Genomic DNA, 15,920 nt, shown 5'->3' on the forward strand with positions numbered 1-15,920 from the left:
CGGGCGCGCTCGTATTCAGACCAGTACGCGCTCCAACTCGACGACCTCGCCGGATCCCGCGTCGGGGTCGCCGACGAGGGTCCCGAGACACACCGCGGAGCCGTTTGGCGTGTAACACGCGAGCAGGTCGCCCTCGACGGGCGCGCGGGCGCCGACCTCGCCGCTCGCGAGTACGCCGGGCGCGTACACTGGCGCCCCGTTCGCGACCTGACGGGCGGCCGACTCGGCGATCGTGAGCGACGGGAGCCCGGTCAGCGCCTCCTCGGCCGGGCGCAGCACCGTCCGGATCAGCGATTCGTCCGGCTCGCCGTCTGCGGTGTCTTCACCGTCGGCGAAGGCGACGCCGTCGACGAGGTCGTGCAGGGTGTGGAGGTCGCGGTCGTCGAAGGGGTCGGTGGCGGTGCGCCGGAGGTGACCCATGTGGCCGCCGGTGCCGAGTGCGAGCCCCACGTCGTGACACAACTTCCGGACGTACGTCCCCGACTCACAGCGGATCTGCAAGAGCACCTGCCGCTCCGTGCGGTCGAGCACGTCGAGGTCGTACACCTCGCGGGTGCGCAGCTCCCGCTTGACGGCGGATTTTCGTGGCGGCTTCTGGTACACCTCGCCCTCGAACTCGCGCACGACGCGGTCGAGGTCGGTCGGGGCCGTGCCGTGGAGTTCCAGCACGGCGACGTACCCCTTTTCGCCCTTGAGGAACACCTGCGCCATCCGAGTCGCGTCGCCCGTCAGGGTGGGGAGACAGCCCGTGACCTTCGGGTCGAGCGTGCCCGAGTGGGCTGCGCGGTCGACGCCGAGGGCGTCGCGGACCCAGCCGGCGACCTGGTGGGCCGACGGCCCCGCGGGCTTGTCGAGGTTGACGACGCCGAACGCGCGGAGGTCGTCGACCGAACGCTGTTCGGGCGCCGGGCGCATGGTCAGAAGTCGTAGTCGACGCCCTCGACGGGGATCTTCCCCTCGTCGGTGTCGGGATCGTACGAGTCGATGGCGGTGGTGAGCATCCCGAGCATGCCCTCAGGCGACCAGCGGGCCGTGTTGTACACCAGGTCGTAGATGCTCAGGTTGTCGATGTGGATGTTGTAGTACTCGCGGTAGCGCTTCGCCTCGCTGCTCTCCCGGCGGCGCGTCTCCTCGATCACCTGATCGAGGGGCTTCTCCTCGCGGTCGGTGATCCGTTCGCAGCGGACATCGAGCGGCGCGTCGAGCCAGATGCGGAGATCCGCGTGGTCGCCCGCGAGCCACCCGGCCAGGCGTGACTCCAGCAGCACGTCGTCGCGCTCGACGGCGACATCGCGCAGGCGGCGGTCAAGGTCGCGGTCGATCTGGTCATCCTCCTCGGCGAGTTCGTTGAACTCGACGGGCGTCATGTCGCGCTCGGCGGCGAGTTCGCGGAAGATGTCGCCGCCGGAGACGTGTTCGAGGTCGAACGCCTCCGCGAGCGCGGCGGCGGTGGTGCTCTTCCCGCTTCCCGGCGGGCCGGAGACCGTTAGCAACATAGCGATACTCGGCCCGACGCGGTCAAAAAGGCGTCCATGTCTCTCGCGGTGTGTGGCGCGCTCGCGTGGGTCGCGACCGCCGCGAGTGGACGAACCGACGAACGACTCGTCGTCACCTCACCGCACGTCGCCCGCGTCGGGCGCGTCGCCGACCGAATCGGTGACCGCCGACTCGTCCTCGCTGCTCGACGCGCCCCGGCGCTCGCAAACCGCCTCCGGCGTGATCCGCTCGGCGTCCTCGCGGGCGCGCTCGAACCGCTCGCGGGCCCACGCGACGGCCTCGGCCGCATCGTTGACCGCGACGCCGCCGACGCCGGTGTCGGTGTAGACGACGATCCCGGCCTCGTCGTCGCCGTCGTCGTGCGCGGCGACCCAGAGCCCGAACGTGATCTCCAGCGGGGCACAGAAGAACTCGAAGGCGCCCTCGCGGAGGTCGGCCGCGAGTCGCTCCCCGCGGCGGTCGATCAGATGATCCAACACGGCGGGCGTGACGACCATCCGCGGCACCGCGCCGCCGGCGGTCGCCTCGTCGTCGAAGGTGTCGAGGTGGCCCGTCAGCGCCGCGGGCGCGACGCCGTACACCGCCTCCGCGTTTCGGACCGACTCGAAGAGCCGATCGACGACGCCGTCGGGAACGTTCGGGTCCGGCTCGCTGATCGACGCGCCGGCGAGGAACCGTCCGTCAAGCGGCGTCTCCTCCGGCAACGCGTCGAACAGTGGCTCGCCCCGCGCGAGGCCGTCGAGTCGGGCCCGGTAGCGGTCGTGCGCGTCGAGCGCGTTCCTCCCCAGGGTGGTCGCCCGGACGCCGCCGTCGGCCCGCTCGGCGAGCCCGGCGTCGGACAGTTCCCGGACGCTGCGATCGAGCGTCGTCCGCGGCACGCCGAGCTCGTCGACGAGCGTCCGTTTCCGGACGGGGCCGTCACGCAGCGCCGCGAGGATGTCGCGCCGCTTCGCGATCACCCCCGCGATCTCCGTCGCGTCGCCGGTCGTCATTCGTCGGCGAAACGGACGGCCGGCTGATGTGTGTTCCGCTTACCGGACCGTCCACCTGACGGTGGGAACGTCCCCGGACGGTGGAGTAATTACGGGGGGTCCAGTAGGGTCGATCGCCTCGGGGATCGGTCCCCGACTGCTCGGCCCTCCACGCAGCGGCGCCGGATCGCCTCCCCCTCAAGCACCCGACCCGCTGTCGCCGACGACCGCTCCGCCGTTCTCGCCGAGGCGCTCGTTCGCTCCCTGCGGTCGCTCACTCGCGCCTCGCTAGCCCCGCGAGGTGTCCCGCCTCCTCGACGACGATCTCCTCGCTCCCGAGGCGCGCGGCGTTCTCGCTCCCGGGGAGACAGAAGACGGGCACGCCGCCGGCGACGCCGGCGGTCGCGCGCGTCCCGACGACCATCGTCCCGATCTCCTCGCGGCTCATCGACCGGAACAGCTCCCCGAACCCCGGAAGCTCCTTGTCGAACAGCGGCGCCACCGCCTCGACGGTCACGTCGTCGGGGGTGACGCCCGTCCCGCCGGTCGTCACCACGCAGTCCACGTCGTCGCGGTCGACCAGCCGATCGACGGTTCCCTGCACCCCGTCGAACTCGTCGCCGATGACCTCGCGGACGACCACCTCGTCGCCGGCCGCCTCGACGGCCGCCCGGATCGCGTCGCCGGCGGGGTCGTCCTCGTGGCCCCGCGACGAGGAGACCGTCACCACCGCGTAGCCAAGGTGGTCGACATCGTGCGCGTGGTGCTCGTGGTCGTCGTGGGCGTGGGCGCCGCCGTCGTGGCCGCCGCTGTGGTCGTGGTGGTCGTGTTCGTGGCCGTCGCTGTGGTCGTGGTGGTCGTGTTCGTGGCCGCCGCTGTGGTCGTGACCGCCGTCGTTGCCGTGATCGCCGCCCCCGTGGTCGTGACGCTCGCTCATGCCGGCGTCTACCGCCCGCGATCGCTTCAACCCCGGGCACGCCGGTCAGGCGCTCGTGACGCCGTCGGCGACGAGCCGGACGCCGACGACGAGCCCGCCGAGCGCGAGGGCGACGAGGCCGCCGACGAGGAACCCGACGCCGGCGACCCACACGGCCACGGAGCCCATCCCCGAGGTGAGGAACGCGAGCCCGAACGCCAGCGCGACGCCAAACAACGAGGCGGCCGCGCCGCCGGCGACGAGCCGGTGCGTGCTCGACCGGTCCGCGAGGGGACCCACGCGGAGCCGGCCCTCGCCCGCGGGAAGCCCGTAGCCGACGACGCTGACGGTGCCGGCGACGGCGGTCCCGAGCAGGGCGAACGCGAACGCGAACCCCGAGGGGACGCCGTCTCCCGTCGCGGGGGGCGCCTGGAGCCCGAGCACGAACGCGGCGACGGCCACGTGCCCCGCGAGTCCGGCGGCGACGACGGCGACGCGGAGGGCGGCGAGGAAGGCAGGCCAGTTCACTGCCGACGCCCGTTCGCGACCGACGATGGGCTTTGTGGTGGCCGCCTACTCCGCCTCGTCGCCGTCCGGGTCGAACAGGTCCTCGATCCGGCACTCGAAGAACGCCGCGAGCGCGAACGCGAGTTCAAGCGACGGGTCGTATCGCCCCCGCTCGATGCTGTTGATCGTCTGGCGGGTGACGCCGACCTCCTCGGCCAGCCCCGCCTGGCTCAGCCCCCGCTCCTCGCGGCGGGCGCGCACGTCGTTGTTCATCGCGTCCAGCTGACCCACCCGTACGCGACCGCGAACACGACGAACAGCCCGACGTAGCCGTACAGCACGCCCTCGACGAACGGCGGCGCGTCGTAGACCCCGAGCGCGCCCAGCGTTCGCGCGCCGGAGGCGCCGAGGACGAGGACGACCGCGGCCGCGACGAGCGTCAGGGTGCTCGCACGACGCTCCAGTTCGGCGTCGCGCTCGTCGAACAGCTGCACGGGGCTGAACTGCCACACCGCGAGGAACCCGACGATTCCGACCCAGTAGGCCGCCTCGGCGGCGACGGGGTACGAGAGGAGCCTGAGCGCGACGTTCGCGGCCACGCCGAGGCCGACGGAGCCGAACAGCAGCCGCCGGTAGCGCCGACGCGTGGAGACGGTCGACGTCCCGCCGGGCCCGCCACCGGAACCGACGCCGATCCCGGTCATCGGCGTCCACCCGTCGGTGCCGAGTCGTCTCGCGCTCCTGTGCTTCCTGTCCATCGAGCTGCGGTCGTGTCGACCGTCATGTCTCACACCGAGCTGTAAAGCTCGCTTTACAGTAAAGGAAACTTTACACAACTACTTATAGCTGTCGCCACCGGCGCCGCCCGACGGATCGCCGTGAGGCAAGAGTTTACTCCCCACGCGTGGCAGGTGGGAACACGCATGCAGGCAGTCCAGTTCTCGGAGCACGGCGACCGCGACGTGATCGAGTACGGCGACTTCCCGGACCCCGACCCGGACCGCGGTGAGGTGCTCGTCGAGGTGAAGGCGGGGGCGCTCAACCACCTCGACATCTGGACCCGAAAGGGCCTCCCGGGGGTCGACTTGGAGATGCCGCACATCCCCGGCTCCGACGCCGCGGGCGTCGTCGTCGGGACGGGCGAGGGCGTCACCCGGTTCGAGGAGGGCGACCACGTCGCGGTCACCGCGGGCGTCTCCTGTGGCGACTGCGAGTTCTGTCGCCACGGCGAGGAGTCCCAGTGTGTCCGCTTCTCGATCATCGGCGAGCACCAGCGCGGCGTCCACTCCGAACTCGCGGCGGTGCCCGAGGGCAACCTCGTGGCGGTCCCGGACCACGTCGACTGGGAGGTCGCCGGCTCCGCGTCGCTGGTGTTCCAGACCGCCTGGCGGATGCTGCTCTCGCAGGGGGAGCTCGGTCCCAGCGAGTCGGTGCTCGTGCTCGGCGCCTCCGGCGGCGTCGGCCACGCGGCCGTCCAGATCGCCGACTACGTCGGGGCGGAGGTGTACGCGACCGCCTCGACCGAGGAGAAACTCAGCTACGCCGAGGACTGCGGCGCCGACCACGTCATCAACTACGAGGAGGACAACTTCGCTGGCGAGATCCGCGACATGACGGGGCGGCGCGGCGTCGACATGGTCGTCGACCACATCGGGGCAGCGACCTGGCACGATTCGCTCAAGTCGCTCGCGAAGGGCGGCCGGGTCGTCACCTGCGGAGCCACCACCGGGGGGCGCCCCGAGACGGACATCAACCGCATCTTCTGGAACCAGCTCAAGGTGATCGGCTCGACGATGGCGACCCCCGGCGAGGTCGACGACGTGCTCGAACTCGTCTGGGACGGCACCTTCGAGCCGCGGGTCCGCGAGACGCTTCCGATGAGCGAGGCCGCGCGTGCCCACGAGATGATCGAGAATCGAGAAGGCTTTGGCAAGGTGGTGGTACGTCCGGACAGTGAGCTCTGAGGAGTCGAACACAGGGGAAAGCCGCGTGGTCAACACCGGCGGCGGCTACGAGCGCGTTGACGCCGACGGGTCAAACGCGAACGCGGGTGCCGGCGACCCCGGGAACGCCGACGCCTCAGCCGGCGACCCCGAGCCCGGCGGGACCGCGGACGACGACCTCGGCCGCGCGGGCTGGGTCCTCGTCGCGGTCGTCGTGGTCGCGTTCCTTGTCGTTCCGGGGGCTATCTACCTCCGGCCGACGGCGCCGGGCGAACTCGGCTTCGGCTTCCTCGCGTCGATGCTCGTCCTGCCGTTCGTCCCGGCGCTGCTGTTGGGCGTGACGGCGGTGTGGAGCCTCGTCGCCGGCGGCAACCGATGACCGGCTCTGCGGCGTCCGCGCTCGACCGCGTCTCAGCGTGTCGGTATCCGTTTGATTCCCGTGTGCCCGTCTCGAACTGATTGACGACTCTCTCGCGAGCGACCTCCGAAGCGGGTGCGGCGACGCCCTTCGCGCCGTCGGCACCTGCGACGGCGACGGCTCCCGGGTCCACTCCCTCCGCGACGATGTCGACGCCCGACTCGACGCCGCCGACCTCGACGAGATTCGCGAGGTGCCGACGGACGCCGGTACGGGCGTTCTCGTGAGCGTCGACCGCGGCCTGGAGGGATCGGTCGACGCGGTCGTCGACCGGTGTCGGGCCGCGCTGGAGCAGCCGTCGCGGACGACCCCCGGTCCCGACGGCGGGCTGACACGGCCGGTACGCTTTGGCCCGCCGAGCGCGTACGACCGTGCGAGATGACCACTTCGCTCAGCGCGGCGACCGACCCCGACACGCTCCCGCGGGACGTTCCGGGCGAGGCCACGTTCGTCGAGGCGAACGGACGGACGTTCCACGTCGTCGAGGCCGGCCCCGAGGGCGGCGACCTCGTTCTCCTGCTCCACGGCTTCCCCGAGTTCTGGTACGGCTGGCACGATCAGATCCGACCGCTTGTCAACGAGGGCTACCGCGTCGTCGTCCCGGACCAGCGCGGCTACAACCGCAGCGAGCGTCCCGGTCGGGTCCGCGACTACCGGATCGAGGCGCTCTCGGCGGACGTGACCGGGCTAATCGACGCGTACGACCGCGAGACCGCGGCGGTCGTCGGTCACGACTGGGGCGGCGTCGTCGGCTGGTGGACGGCGCTGCACTCCCCCGGGCGGCTGTCGTCGTTCGTCGCCGTCAACGCCCCGCACCCGACGGTGATCCGGCAGACGCTGACGAGCGACCCGGCCCAACTGCTCCGCTCGGGGTACGCCGCGTTCTTCCAACTGCCGAAGGTGCCCGAGGCGCTGACGCGGGCGGCCAACTGGCGGCTCCCGGTGGCGATGATGCGCGAGTCGTCGATGCCGGGGACGTTCTCGACGCAGGATTTCGACCGGTACCGCGCCGCCTGGCGAAAGGAGGGCGCGTTCACTGCGATGCTGAACTGGTACCGCGCGGCCGCGCGCCGGCGACCCGAGCCGGAGGCCGACGAGGTCGCGGTTCCCACGCGGCTGATCTGGGGCGTCCACGACCAGTTCCTCAAACACCGGATGGCGTACGACTCGGTCGACCACTGTGCGGACGGCCGGATCACGAACATCCAGGAGGCGACCCACTGGGTCCACCACGAACAGCCGGTGAAGGTCGCGGACGTGATCTGTGACGAGCTGGCCTGATCGACGGCGACTACGAGTCGCCGTCTCGCTCGTCGCTGACACCGATCGCGACGCCGCCGCCGTCGTCCCAGCCCCGGCGTTCGCGGTCGCCGCGGCGGGACCCGTCGCCGCTCGCGTCGCCGCCGGTCTGGGTCACCGCGCCCGGCATCATCGCGCCGGCGGATCCGGATTCGTCGGCGCCCGGATCCGCGGCCTGACGCTCTTTCATGCTCTGGCGGGTGAACTGCGGCTGCGCGCGGATCCCGCGCTTGTTCTTCGTGAACGAGCGGTACAAGAAGAACACCATCGGCAGCGTGGCGACGATGATGACGACGGAGACGTACACGTCGACGAGCTCGCTGCCGAACGAGTAGATGATCGCCGCCGAGAGACCGCCCACGGCCGTCAGGATGGAGTAGGCGATGCGCTTGGCGAGTCGATCGAGCACGTCGTTGTCGTCTTCTAGCGTGACGTTGACGGCGAGGTCCTCGCGCTGAACGGTGTCGAGCACGTCGTCGAGCTTCGGCGGGACGGTGAACAGGGCCCGGGCGGTGTCGCGGGTCTGGTCTGCGGCGTCGCCGGCGAGCCGGCGGGCCGTGTCCTCCAGGTACCCCTCCTCGGAGAGGTATTCGGTGGCGACCTCGATGAAGTCGAAGTTCGGGTCGAGCGTCACGCAGACGCCCTCGACGACGGTGGCGACGCGGAGCACGAGCGCCATGTTCTGCGGGAGCCGAAGCGGGAAGTCGTAGATGGTCGACTCCACCTGCTCGATCACCTGCTGGACGCGGTACTGCTCGATGTCTTCCCCGCGCACGTCGGCGATGGCTAGTTCCATCACGTCGGCCATCACCTTCCGGTCGGCCTCCGGCGACAGCGTCCCCATCTCGACGAGCGCGTCGAGGATGGCGTCGATGTCCTGGTTGGCGACGGCGATGTAGAAGTCGATGATCTTCTCTTGGATGAACGGGTCGACCCGGCCGGACATCCCGAAGTCGTAGAAGATGATCTTTCCCTCCGGGGTGACCGAGAGGTTCCCCGGATGGGGGTCGGCGTGGAAGACGCCGTCCTCGGCGATCATCTGGAGGTACGCCCGCTGGAGCGTCGTCGCCAGTTCGGTGCGGTCGATCCCCATCGCGTCGAGGGCGGCCGTGTCGGAGATCTTCGTTCCCGGGATGTACTCCATCGTGAGCACGCGCGGGCCGGAGGCGGCCGCGACGGGCTCGGGGATCACGATCCGGTCGCTGTCCTCGAAGTTCGCCCGGATCTCCCGGAGCACGCGCTGCTCGCGCGAGTAGTCCATCTCCTGGTGGATCGTCTTGTCGAACTCCTCCGCGAGGTTGTCCAGCGAGAACGCCTGCCCCTGGCCGACGAACCGCGACAGCAGCGGCAGCGACCACTTGATGATCCGGAGGTCGGCCTCGACGAGCTCCTCGATCCCGGGGCGGCGGACCTTCACCGCGACCTCCTGTCCCTCGTAGGTGGCCACGTACACCTGCCCGAGGCTTGCCCCCGAGATGGGGTCGGTGTCGAACTCGTCGAACACCTCCTCGATGGGACCGAGTTCGTCTTCGATCACGTGCCTGGACTCCGCCCACGGTGCCGGCGGCACGTCGTCCTGCAGCGACGACAGCACCTCGATGTAGGAGGCCGGAAGCACGTCCGGCCGGGTCGAGAGGATCTGGCCGAGCTTGATGAACGTCGGGCCGAGCGTGAGCAGCGTATCGAGCAGCACCTCCGCCCGCTTGAGGCGCATCTCGTGGGTCACCTCGCGGGAGCCGCCGAGGACGACGAACCGCTTTCGATCGCGGAGGTACGCCCAGATCAGCGGCAGGAACCGGTAGACGACGAGGGGGAACCGTCGGTACGCGCGCAGTGAGACCAGCGTCACCACCCGGATTACGCGTCCGTGACGGTGATCTCGTGTTCGGGTGCGGCCGCGCGCTTGGGGAGACGCACCGAGAGCACGCCCCCGTCCATCTCCGCGTCGCTCCCCTCGTGGGTCGCGTCCGGCGGCAGGGGGACCTCCGCGTCGAGGAACAGGGGGCGGTCCTCCTCGATGTAGCTGAACTCGGACTCGGGCGCCTTCTCGCGGCGTGCCTCGATGTGGAGGCGTCCGCGTTCGAGGCTCACGTCGGTCGTCTCGGCGCTGGCGCCGGGCAGGTCGACGACGAGCATGTACGCGTCGTCGCTCTCCAGCAGGTCGGCGAACACCGGCTCGGGGAGATCTCTGAGCGCCTCGCGTAGCTTCGACATAAACGGTGTAAGGGACGGCGCGTCGAAAAAGGCCGCGGTGGCGGCGGCGGTCGTGCGTGTGTGTCTCTCCCGTGGATTTTTATGCGCGCGGCCGCTCCACCCGGGTATGACAGACGGGAGCACGGAGTCGGAGCCGGCGGACGCGGGCGACCCCGCGCTCGCGGCGATGGGCGCGACCGGGACGCCGGTGCGGGTCGAACCTGACGCGGCGGTCGTCTCTGTCCGGACCCCGGTGCCGCCGGACCTCCACGACGAGGCGACGCCGACGTTCCGCCCGGTCGCGGCGGCCCGAGCGGTCGGCGGCCGCCTCCGGCGGCTGGTCGGCCACGACGACCGATCGGACGCCGGTCGGAGCGACTAAACCGGCGTTTTGACCGGACCCGTCACGCCTCCGGGACCGGGACGAACGACTGGCGGCCTTTTTACTCCGGACGCGCAAGGACTGCGTATGAGCCACGACCGCACGCGCGCCGGATTCAAAGACCGGACCCGGGTCGCCGATGCACGCGAGCGACTGCTCTCGGTCGCCGACCCGCACGGCCGCACCGAGACGGTCCCGCTGACGGCCGCCGACGGGCGCGCCGTCGCCGAGGCGACGACGGCGCCGACGCCGGTGCCAGGGTACGACCGCGCCGCGATGGACGGCTGGGCCGTCCGCGCCGAGGACACGTTCGGCGCCTCCACCCGCTCGCCAGCCGTCCTGTTCGCCGAGGACGAGGAGGCCGGCCCCGAGGGCGCCGTCCGCGTCCACACCGGGAGTGAGCTCCCGCCGGGGGCGAACGCGGTGGTCAAAATCGAACGCGCCGACGAGGTGGGCGACGAGGTGGAGGTGTTCGACGCCGTCGCCGAGGGGGAGAACGTCGGCCCGACCGGCGAGGACGTGGCCGAGGGGCAGACGCTGTACGAGCCGCCGCACCGCCTCCGCCCCTCGGACCTGGGACTGCTGAAGTCGGTCGGCACGGACGAGGTCGCGGTCGCCGAGCGTCCCGGCGTCTCGGTGATCCCGACCGGTGAGGAGCTGGTGCAGGCCGACCCCGACCCCGGCGAGGTCATCGAGACCAACGGCCTCACGGTCTCTCGACTCGCCGAGCGCTGGGGCGCCGACGCCACCTACCGCGACATCGTCACCGACGACGAGGACGCCCTCCGCGAGGCCGTCGAGCGCGACCTCGACCACGACGCGATCGTCACCACCGGGGGATCCTCCGTCGGCGAGCGGGACCTGATCCCCGAGGTGATCGACGAGATCGGCGAGGTGCTGGTCCACGGCGTCGCCCTCAAGCCGGGCCACCCCGTCGCGCTGGGCGTCGTCGAGGAGACGCCCGTGATCATGCTGCCGGGCTATCCCGTCGCGTGCATCGTCAATGCCGTCCAGTTCCTCCGTCCCGTGGTCCGGGAACTCGGCTCGCTCCCGCACGACCCGCACCCGACGCGGCGGGCGACGCTGACGCGGAAGGTGTCCTCCGAGCCGGGTGTGCGGACGTTCGCCCGGGTGAAACTGGACCCGACCGACGGCCGCGGCGCCGACACGGACGGGGCGAGCGATATCGCCCGCGACGGCGACGGGCCCGCATTCGAGGCCACCCCGACGCGCGCCTCCGGGTCGGGGATGCTCTCGTCAGTCGCGCTGGCGGACGGCTGGGTCGTCGTCCCCGAGTCCCGGGAGGGACTCGACGCCGGCGAGGCCGTCGACGTGGAGCTGTGGGAGGTGACCGAATGAGCGACCGCCGGGAGTTCCGCGACCTCGCGGAGCCCGAGGAGGCCCGCGAGGCGATCGCCTCGCTCGATCTGGCGCCCGACCCGGAGACGGTCCCCCTGGAGGAGGCTCGCGGCCGCGTGCTCGCCGAGCGCGTCGACGCCGACTTGGACGTGCCCGGCTTCGACCGCGCGTCGATGGACGGCTACGCGGTGCGTGCGCGCGACACCTTCGGCGCTGACGAGGCCGACCCCGCGACGCTGGAGCTGGTCGGTGCGGTCCACGCCGGCGCCGAACCCGACGTGACCGTCGAGCGGGGCACCTGCGCCGAGATCTCTACTGGAGCGGTCATGCCCGACGGCGCGGATGCGGTCGTGATGGTTGAGCGGACCAGCGAGGTGGTCGCCGACGGCGAGGAGGACGCGGCCGCAGACGCGATCGCGATCCGTACCTCTGTCGCGCCCGGTGATCACGTCATGTTCGCGGGCGCCGACATCGCCGCCGGCGGCCGCGCGCTCGGGCCGGGCACGGAGGTCACGCCCCGCGAGATCGGCCTGCTGTCGGCGCTCGGCGTCGACGAGGTGCCGGTCCGCGGGAAGCCGACGGTCGGCATCGTCTCTACGGGCGACGAGCTCGTCCGGCCCGGGGAGGACCTCCACAGCGAGCGCGGACAGATCTACGACGTGAACAGCTACACCATCGCCGCGGGCGTCGAGGAGGCCGGCGGCGAGGCCGTCCTCTATCCACACGCCGGCGACGACTACGACGAGATGGAGCGCCTGCTCGTCGAGGCCAGCGAGGAGTGCGATCTGGTGCTCTCCTCGGGGTCGACCTCCGCCTCCGCCGTCGACGTGATCTACCGCGTCATCGAGGACAGGGGGGAGCTCCTGCTCCACGGCGTCTCGGTCAAGCCGGGGAAGCCGATGCTCGTCGGCGGAGTTGGCGACTCGGCGTACGTCGGCCTCCCGGGGTACCCCGTCTCGGCGCTGACTATTTTCCGCACGTTCGTCGCGCCCGCGATACGCCGGGCTGCGGGCAAGCCGGAGCCGCGCACCGCGACGGTGAGCGGTCGGATGGCCCAGCAGGAGCGCTACTCGGAGGGACGCATGCGACTGATGCCCGCGGGGCTGACGGAGGACGGTTCGGAGGACACGCTCGTGTACCCCGTCGACAAGGGGTCGGGCGCGACGACGAGCCTCGTCGAAGCCGACGGCGTCGTCGTCGTCCACCCGGACACCGAATACCTCGCCGCGGGCGAGGAGGTGGAGGTGCAGTTGTTCTCCCCGGAGGTGCGCGCGCCGACGCTGTTCGCCGTCGGTGAGGACGACCCCGCGCTCTCGCGCCTGCTCGACCGCGTCGACCGACCGCGCTATCTCGCGATCGGGTCCCGGGAGGGGCTGCGACGCCTGCGCGACGGCGTCCCCGACGCGGCCGTCGTCGCGGGCGATCCGGACCGCGACCCGGTCGCGTCGCTCGACCCCACCGGCGACGAGGAGGCGGTCCCCGCCGAGCCGATCGGCGAGTGGACGCGCGAGTGGGGGCTGATCGTCCCCGCCGGCAACCCTGAGGACGTGACCGGGCTCGCGGACTTGATCGACCGCGACCTCCGGTTCGTGAACCGCGACGGCAACGCGGGACTGCGGACCACGCTCGCGAACGCGCTGGCGGACGTGGCCGGAGAGCGCGGGACGACGCGCCGGGCGGTGACCGAGGCGATCGACGGGTTCGAGCGCGCGGTGCGCGCCCACGAGTCGCCGGCGCGGCGCGTGCTCGCCGGCGACGCGGACGCGGGGCTCGGCCTCCGGGCAACGGCCGAGCGACTTGACACCGGGTTCGTCCCGCTGGGCACCCAGCCGGTCCGCACGTACGCGAACCCCGACCGCGGCGACAAGCCCGGCGTCGTCGCGCTGCGCGAGGCGATCGACGAGGGAGACGACGTGTTCGACGCGCTCGCGGGCTACGGGCGCTGAGTCGGTCGAACGAAAAGCGACGAGCCGCGGTCGATCGGTGGCGATGCAGTCGGACGGCGGCCCTGCGGCGTTACGGCGTCGGCGCGGCCTTCTGGAGGGCGGTCTCGGCGATGTTTCCGCCGTAGTCGGCCGAGCGAGAGACGGAGTCGACGATGAGCCCGAGCAGTTGCGCGCGGGCGGGGTCGAGATCGCGCAGCTGTTCGTCTATCTCGCGGGCGCGCTGATCGACACCCAGCACCGCGCCGCGGGCGTCGTTCGCCTGCGTCGTCGCCTCGGCGCTGTCCTCGGCGAACAGCGCCTCCATCGCCAGGTCGACGACCTCGCGGGCGTCCTCGCCGAGCGCCTGCAGCGCCTCGATGAACTCCGCCGGGAGCACCTCCTGCACGCCTTCCTCCGGCGCCGGGACCGCTCCGCCCACCGCGTCGGCTTCCTCGCTCCCCAACAGTTCCAAGGAGAGGTGGGCGATCTTCGTCGCGTGGTCGGCGACCCGTTCGAGCTGTCGCGCGCTGGAGTGGTAGTCGAAGCACACCTCTCGCGAGAGGCCGATGTCCTCGGCGGCCTTCGGCGTGCGCAGCGTCGCGCGGAAGATGCGCGAGACGACCATGTACAGGCGATCGACGTCGTCGTCGCGCTGGATCACGTCCAGCGCCATGTCCTCGTCGCCCTCGGTGAGCGCGTCGACGGCGTCCTCGAGCATCGAGACGGCGATGAGCCGCATCCGGGTGACGGCGTTGTGGATCGACAGCTCCGAGGAGTCGAGCAGGTCGCGGATGACGACGCGGTCGCGCGTCTCCTCGAGCACCTCCAGCCCGACGAGGCTCTGGACAGAGTCGCGGATGGTGCGGCGCTGGTCGTTCGTGATCCGGGGGGCCTCCAGCGCGATGATGTCGAAGCCGGAGACGTACATCGTCATCACCGCGCGAGTGAGCTGATCGCCGGAGAGGTCGGCGATCTCGAGGGTTCCCTCCGTGCGCTCCTCCTCGCTCACCGGCGTGAGAAACAGGGAGTCGCCCTCGGGGTAGAACTCGACCTCGGTCCCCGCGCTGACGCCGTTATCCGTCGCCCACTCTTTGGGGATCGATACCGTGTACGTCGATCCGCCGGTCACCTGCACTTTCCGTGTCTCGACCATCGTCTCCGGATCGGCGCGTACGGATGTTAAATCTGCTGATGATCTATATACTTGAATTAAGAGAGCGCGATAGCGACCGCTCACTGCGCGTGCGCGGCCGACAGATAACCCTTTAGAGTCGACGAATACAGGCACCTGCCTGGGAGGAACACGGATAGCTCCCGGTTACCGCTCGTCCAATGGTGGTAAATAGGACTATATACTTATATTTTCTAAACCGATCGGACGCCGCGCGACCCGCCGGCGTGCGGTGGCGGCTACGGTTCTCCGTGATCCCGCTGGGTCGCCGCGTCGGAATCGTCGTCGACGAAGCCCTCGAGTTTGCCCGCGGCGGCGACGAGTCGCCCGAGGAGCGCGTCGATCAGCCACAGGACGATCGCTCCGCCGAGCGAGATCGCGAGCAGAGTGGGGAGATCCACGATCGAGCGCGTGTACCACGGGGACCGAGGTGAACGTTGATATGTGCCCTCTGGACCGCTCGGTAGCGGTGTTCGGTTCCGCGCGTCAGCGCGTGCGGGCGTCTCCCACGCGAGTGGTTAATATCGGTACATATCGATATAAAGCTGACAGTTCGCTATTGCTCGCCGCGTACCGATCGTACACGAACATACCGCTCATAGCAACGTCCTTTGAACAACCCTCCGTGAAACCACGTGATGTCAGGTGCAAGCACTCGGGCGGAGACTGGATTCAGGAGCGATTTCGACTTCACCACGTTGATCACCCTCGCGGGGATGACCGCGGTCATCTTCCTCGGCGGGCTGTTCATCACCGAGGCGGTCGGGGAGATCCCCCCGGACATCGATTTCAAGCCGTTCTTCATCGTGTACGCCATCATGTTCTTCGTCCCGTGGGGCACGCCGACCATCTCGGTCGCGGTCGGCGGCGGCCTCGGCGAAGCCATCGGTGACGTGATCGAGGGGTACGAGGTCGACGACCCCTTCGGGCTGGCCGGCTACGTCGTCGGCTTCACCGTCGCCGGCTACCTGATGAAGGACGCCGAGGGCGATGACTACGTCACGCTCTCGATCGCGGCGGTCGTGGGCGCGCTTGTTCAGATCCTCATCGAGGGGCTCGGCATCCTCGTCATCTCGGGCGAGTCACTCTCGGTGTACGCGACCGTCGTCGCCGGCAACACCGTCACCCACGGCATCGTCCTCGGGCTCATCCCGCTCATCCCGACGGTCGCGGCCCTCGAGGGACGCGTCGAGCGGTTCATGGGCGAGGCGGCGAAGTCGACCGCCGACTGATCTGACTGTCGGACCCGGACGACCGACCACCCTCCATCACCGAGCCATCACACGAAATCACCACCCGCCGTCCGCGTGGCGCGGAACGCGCCACGCGGCTGCCCTCT

At 70.6% G+C, this 15,920-nt stretch carries 19 protein-coding genes; 8 read left to right on the plus strand and 11 right to left on the minus strand.

The window, feature by feature from the left end; genetic code table 11:
- Positions 1–15: 15 nt before the first annotated feature.
- The 7 genes from BUE16_RS05260 to BUE16_RS05290 all read right to left on the minus strand — a co-directional run bounded on the left by BUE16_RS05260 (position 16) and on the right by BUE16_RS05290 (position 4,595).
- Positions 16–915 (minus strand): RNA-guided pseudouridylation complex pseudouridine synthase subunit Cbf5, encoded by a 900-nt coding sequence (locus tag BUE16_RS05260; RefSeq protein WP_073307362.1) that lies wholly within the window; start codon positions 913–915, stop codon positions 16–18.
- 2 nt (positions 916–917) lie between these two features.
- The gene (cmk, locus tag BUE16_RS05265; RefSeq protein WP_073307363.1) at positions 918–1,496 is read right to left on the minus strand and encodes a (d)CMP kinase; all 579 of its coding nucleotides are present in this window, start codon (positions 1,494–1,496) and stop codon (positions 918–920) included.
- A 117-nt stretch (positions 1,497–1,613) separates the two neighbouring features.
- Entirely contained in the window at positions 1,614–2,489 is an 876-nt protein-coding gene (locus BUE16_RS16630) for a helix-turn-helix transcriptional regulator (protein WP_073307364.1), read from the minus strand.
- Positions 2,490–2,742: 253 nt separating this feature from the next.
- The gene (locus tag BUE16_RS05275; protein WP_073307365.1) at positions 2,743–3,405 is read right to left on the minus strand and encodes a MogA/MoaB family molybdenum cofactor biosynthesis protein; all 663 of its coding nucleotides are present in this window, start codon (positions 3,403–3,405) and stop codon (positions 2,743–2,745) included.
- Between the two features lie 45 nt (positions 3,406–3,450).
- Entirely contained in the window at positions 3,451–3,912 is a 462-nt protein-coding gene (locus tag BUE16_RS05280) for a hypothetical protein (RefSeq protein WP_073307366.1), read from the minus strand.
- A 45-nt stretch (positions 3,913–3,957) separates the two neighbouring features.
- Entirely contained in the window at positions 3,958–4,164 is a 207-nt protein-coding gene (locus tag BUE16_RS05285; protein ID WP_073307667.1) for a helix-turn-helix transcriptional regulator, read from the minus strand.
- On the minus strand, positions 4,161–4,595 hold the full coding sequence (locus tag BUE16_RS05290) for a DUF2178 domain-containing protein (RefSeq protein WP_073307669.1): 435 nt from the start codon (positions 4,593–4,595) through the stop codon (positions 4,161–4,163). Before BUE16_RS05290 ends, BUE16_RS05285 begins: the two co-directional genes overlap by 4 nt.
- A 219-nt stretch (positions 4,596–4,814) precedes the next feature.
- Between BUE16_RS05290 and BUE16_RS05295 the strand changes: the two genes are divergently transcribed.
- From BUE16_RS05295 to BUE16_RS05310, 4 genes are all read left to right on the plus strand, one after another.
- Entirely contained in the window at positions 4,815–5,855 is a 1,041-nt protein-coding gene (locus BUE16_RS05295) for a zinc-binding dehydrogenase (protein WP_073307367.1), read from the plus strand.
- Positions 5,845–6,213, plus strand: a complete 369-nt coding sequence (locus BUE16_RS05300) for a hypothetical protein (RefSeq protein ID WP_073307368.1) — start codon at positions 5,845–5,847, stop codon at positions 6,211–6,213. Before BUE16_RS05295 ends, BUE16_RS05300 begins: the two co-directional genes overlap by 11 nt.
- 232 nt (positions 6,214–6,445) lie before the next feature.
- Positions 6,446–6,634, plus strand: coding sequence for a hypothetical protein (locus BUE16_RS05305; protein WP_073307369.1), 189 nt, complete (start codon positions 6,446–6,448; stop codon positions 6,632–6,634).
- The gene (locus BUE16_RS05310) at positions 6,631–7,533 is read left to right on the plus strand and encodes an alpha/beta fold hydrolase (RefSeq protein ID WP_073307370.1); all 903 of its coding nucleotides are present in this window, start codon (positions 6,631–6,633) and stop codon (positions 7,531–7,533) included. Before BUE16_RS05305 ends, BUE16_RS05310 begins: the two co-directional genes overlap by 4 nt.
- A 10-nt stretch (positions 7,534–7,543) precedes the next feature.
- Here BUE16_RS05310 and BUE16_RS05315 read toward each other — a convergent pair whose 3' ends face one another.
- Together BUE16_RS05315 and BUE16_RS05320 are read right to left on the minus strand one after the other, a co-directional pair.
- Positions 7,544–9,403 (minus strand): ABC1 kinase family protein, encoded by a 1,860-nt coding sequence (locus BUE16_RS05315; protein ID WP_079991505.1) that lies wholly within the window; start codon positions 9,401–9,403, stop codon positions 7,544–7,546.
- Positions 9,404–9,408: 5 nt separating this feature from the next.
- Positions 9,409–9,765 (minus strand): Hsp20/alpha crystallin family protein, encoded by a 357-nt coding sequence (locus BUE16_RS05320; RefSeq protein WP_073307371.1) that lies wholly within the window; start codon positions 9,763–9,765, stop codon positions 9,409–9,411.
- A gap of 106 nt (positions 9,766–9,871) precedes the next feature.
- Between BUE16_RS05320 and BUE16_RS05325 the strand changes: the two genes are divergently transcribed.
- The 3 genes from BUE16_RS05325 to BUE16_RS05335 all read left to right on the plus strand — a co-directional run bounded on the left by BUE16_RS05325 (position 9,872) and on the right by BUE16_RS05335 (position 13,431).
- Positions 9,872–10,126, plus strand: coding sequence for a hypothetical protein (locus BUE16_RS05325; protein WP_073307372.1), 255 nt, complete (start codon positions 9,872–9,874; stop codon positions 10,124–10,126).
- Between the two features lie 87 nt (positions 10,127–10,213).
- The gene (locus BUE16_RS05330; protein WP_073307373.1) at positions 10,214–11,485 is read left to right on the plus strand and encodes a molybdopterin molybdotransferase MoeA; all 1,272 of its coding nucleotides are present in this window, start codon (positions 10,214–10,216) and stop codon (positions 11,483–11,485) included.
- Positions 11,482–13,431 carry a molybdopterin biosynthesis protein gene (locus tag BUE16_RS05335; protein WP_073307374.1) on the plus strand — a complete coding sequence of 650 codons (1,950 nt, stop codon included), beginning with the start codon at positions 11,482–11,484 and terminating at the stop codon, positions 13,429–13,431. Before BUE16_RS05330 ends, BUE16_RS05335 begins: the two co-directional genes overlap by 4 nt.
- 70 nt (positions 13,432–13,501) lie before the next feature.
- Here the strand turns inward: BUE16_RS05335 and BUE16_RS05340 are convergent, their stop codons facing one another.
- Both BUE16_RS05340 and BUE16_RS16635 read right to left on the minus strand, forming a co-directional pair.
- Positions 13,502–14,563: a phosphate uptake regulator PhoU gene (locus BUE16_RS05340; RefSeq protein ID WP_073307375.1), complete on the minus strand. Its 1,062-nt coding sequence runs from the start codon at positions 14,561–14,563 to the stop codon at positions 13,502–13,504.
- A gap of 257 nt (positions 14,564–14,820) precedes the next feature.
- Complete coding sequence (locus BUE16_RS16635) at positions 14,821–14,982, minus strand: hypothetical protein (protein WP_159435736.1); 162 nt, start codon at positions 14,980–14,982, stop codon at positions 14,821–14,823.
- Between the two features lie 237 nt (positions 14,983–15,219).
- Between BUE16_RS16635 and BUE16_RS05345 the strand changes: the two genes are divergently transcribed.
- Positions 15,220–15,813, plus strand: a complete 594-nt coding sequence (locus BUE16_RS05345; protein WP_143165377.1) for a hypothetical protein — start codon at positions 15,220–15,222, stop codon at positions 15,811–15,813.
- Positions 15,814–15,920 lie beyond the last annotated feature (107 nt).

This window comes from Halobaculum gomorrense, assembly GCF_900129775.1.
GTDB lineage: Archaea > Halobacteriota > Halobacteria > Halobacteriales > Haloferacaceae > Halobaculum > Halobaculum gomorrense.